Source organism: Variovorax sp. P4_D9 (assembly GCF_056401695.1).
Genome location: NZ_JBFUIU010001086.1, coordinates 1 through 2,494, shown reverse-complemented (window position 1 = coordinate 2,494; position 2,494 = coordinate 1). Strand labels below are relative to the sequence as shown.

Genomic DNA, 2,494 nt, shown 5'->3' with positions numbered 1-2,494 from the left:
CACGTTGCCGGTGTAGACGTGATGCAGGCCGTTGGCCAGTGCAATCGCGCGGGCGCGCCTGAGCGTGGAGGGTGGCGTCGGCTCGACGGCGAGCATCTTGTAGTCGGGGTGGAAGGCCGTGAAGTGCAGCGGCACGTCGAGGCCGAGCCGGTCGGCGATCCATCGCGTCATCGCATCGATCTCGAGGTCGCTGTCGTTGTGTCCGGGGATCAGCAGCGTCGTTATCTCGAACCAGCAATCGGTCTCGTGCCGCAGGTACTGCAGCGTATCGAGGACCGGCGCGAGGTGCGCGCCGGTCTGCTGGAAGTAGAAGCGCTCGGTGAAGCCCTTGAGGTCGACGTTGGCCGCGTCCATCCGGTCGTAGAACGCGCGCCGGGGCTCGGCATGCATGTAGCCCGCCGTCACCGCGACGCTGTGCAGCCCGAGCGCGTGGCAGGCGTCGGCGGTGTCCATCGCGTACTCGGCAAAGATCACCGGGTCGTTGTAGGTGAAGGCCACGCTCGATGCGCCGCTCGCGCGTGCCGCCTCGGCGATCCGTTCCGGCGAGGCCTCATCCATGAGGCGATCGAACTCGCGGCTCTTCGAGATGTCCCAGTTCTGGCAGAACTTGCAGGCGAGGTTGCAGCCCGCGGTGCCGAAGCTCAGCACGCTGCTGCCCGGAAAGAAATGGTTGAGCGGCTTCTTCTCGATCGGGTCGATGCAGAAGCCCGAACTCCGCCCGTAGGTTGTGAGAACCATCGCATCGCCGACGCGCTGGCGCACGAAGCACAGGCCGCGCTGGCCTTCGTGCAGCCGGCAGTCGCGCGGGCAGAGGTCGCACTGGATGCGCCCGTCGTCGAGCCGGTGCCACCAGCGGGCGGGCGCTGATCCGGTGGCCGCTCCGTCGAGGCGAGTCATGGCGCTTCCTCGAATGCGAGCGCTGCGTAGCCGACCACCCGATCCCGATCGCCGGCGGTGTCGCCGGAATTGCACATGTCAAGCAGGCGCGGCGCCAACCCGTGCCGGCGCGCGGCGCGCAAGGCGCCATTGATCGCCGAAGATCCGCAGGCTTCATGCGGCGTGAGACCGGCATCGAAGTTCAGGATGCGCTGAATGGTGGCGCGGTCCGTGGCCTGGGCCTGCGCGTAGGGCAGGTAGTGCGACAGATCGGAACTGATCACGATCAGGGTTTCCGGCCCGCCCCAGAGCCGCTCCAGGACCTGCGCCACGGCTTGCGCATCGGCGTCGMCGACGACCAGCGGCACCAGGGAGAAGTCGCCGAGCACGGCCTGAAGAAACGGCAACTGGACCTCGAGCGAATGCTCCTCCGCGTGCGCCCGGTCGCTGCGGACCCACTGCGGCAGGTCGCTGAGTTCCGCCAGTGCGTCTTTGTCGATCGGAATCTGGCCGAGCGGGGTCTCGAAGGCGGCTGCCTCGGGTGCGGCGAGGCCGTACACCCGAACGCGATGCGCGGGCCCGAGCAGGACGACGCGGGTGACGGCCGGAGGGTGCCCGTGCCCGAGCTGGGCGTAGGCGCTCGCGGCGATCGCGCCGGAGTAGACGTAACCCGCATGCGGCGTTATCAGCATTTTCGGGGGGCGGCGTGCCCGATCGGCCTCGTCGTCGTCGACGCCGCCCAGCCAGCGCTCGACCTGCCGCCGCAGCGCCGAGGGCTCGGCGGGGTAGAACAGGCCGTCGACAGCGGCACGGCGCACGGCGGGCATGGCAGGGTCTCCTGCTGTTGAATTTGAACCTTCCGCACCGGAAAATCAATCCCGTCCGCAATGTCACGGAGATCGTCATGAACGAAGAGACCTTCAATCTCAGCATCCGCAAGTTCCTCAAGACGGTCGGCGTCAGCTCGCAGCGCGAGATCGAGCACGCCGTGTCGAAGGCGATCGCGGCAGGGGCGATCGCGGGCGATGCCGCCTTGCCGGCGAAGATGACGCTGGAGATTCCGGGCCTGCAGCTGAAAGTCGGTTTCGACGGCGAGATCCGTCTGGATTAGGGCGGTGGTGCCACCGCGCTGCGGCGGTCGATCTTGCGGCTGAGCACCACCGACGTGTGCGTGTGCTGGATGCCTTCGATCAGGCCGATGCGGTCGAGCAGCGCGTCGAGCTGCTCGTTGGTCTCGCAGCGCAGGGCAAGCATGTAGTCGTACTGGCCGCTGACGGCGGAGAGTTCCTCGACCTCGGGCAGCCGTTCGAGCGCGCGGACCACCGCGGCGCCGGACTTGGGTGCGACGCTCAGGCCGCAGTAGGCGCGCACAGCGGCGGCTTCCAGGCGCTGGCCGAGCCGCACGCCGAAGCCGGCGATCACGCCGTCCCGCTCCAGCCGTGCGATGCGGGACACGACCGTCGTGCGCGCCACGCCGAGCTTGCGCGCGAGCAGCGCGGCGGGCTCCCGGGCATTGGCCTGCAGCAGGCTCAGCAGGTGGCGATCGGTGTCGTCCAACAGGCGGGTCTCAGGCCGGCGCCGGGCCGCCCCAAGGCGGCCTGCGGCCCCCCTCGGGGGG

Annotated in this window: 4 protein-coding genes; 1 reads left to right on the top strand and 3 read right to left on the bottom strand. The window is 69.0% G+C overall.

Translation table 11 applies throughout. The features are described 5' to 3' along the window. Window positions 1–897, bottom strand: an 897-nt coding sequence (amrS, locus tag AC1DY5_RS51255) for an AmmeMemoRadiSam system radical SAM enzyme (RefSeq protein WP_478121952.1), incomplete at its 3' end; no start/stop codon positions are given. Then, entirely contained in the window at window positions 894–1,703 is an 810-nt protein-coding gene (gene amrB / locus AC1DY5_RS51250; RefSeq protein ID WP_478121951.1) for an AmmeMemoRadiSam system protein B, read from the bottom strand. The genes amrS and amrB, both read right to left, overlap by 4 nt. Before the next feature lie 77 nt (window positions 1,704–1,780). On the opposite strand from amrB, the gene AC1DY5_RS51245 reads away from it, so the two are divergent. Continuing rightward, the gene (locus tag AC1DY5_RS51245) at window positions 1,781–1,987 is read left to right on the top strand and encodes a DUF6494 family protein (protein WP_478121950.1); all 207 of its coding nucleotides are present in this window, start codon (window positions 1,781–1,783) and stop codon (window positions 1,985–1,987) included. Here AC1DY5_RS51245 and AC1DY5_RS51240 read toward each other — a convergent pair. Next, complete coding sequence (locus AC1DY5_RS51240) at window positions 1,984–2,436, bottom strand: Lrp/AsnC family transcriptional regulator (RefSeq protein WP_478121953.1); 453 nt, start codon at window positions 2,434–2,436, stop codon at window positions 1,984–1,986. The genes AC1DY5_RS51245 and AC1DY5_RS51240 overlap by 4 nt on opposite strands. Window positions 2,437–2,494 lie beyond the last annotated feature (58 nt).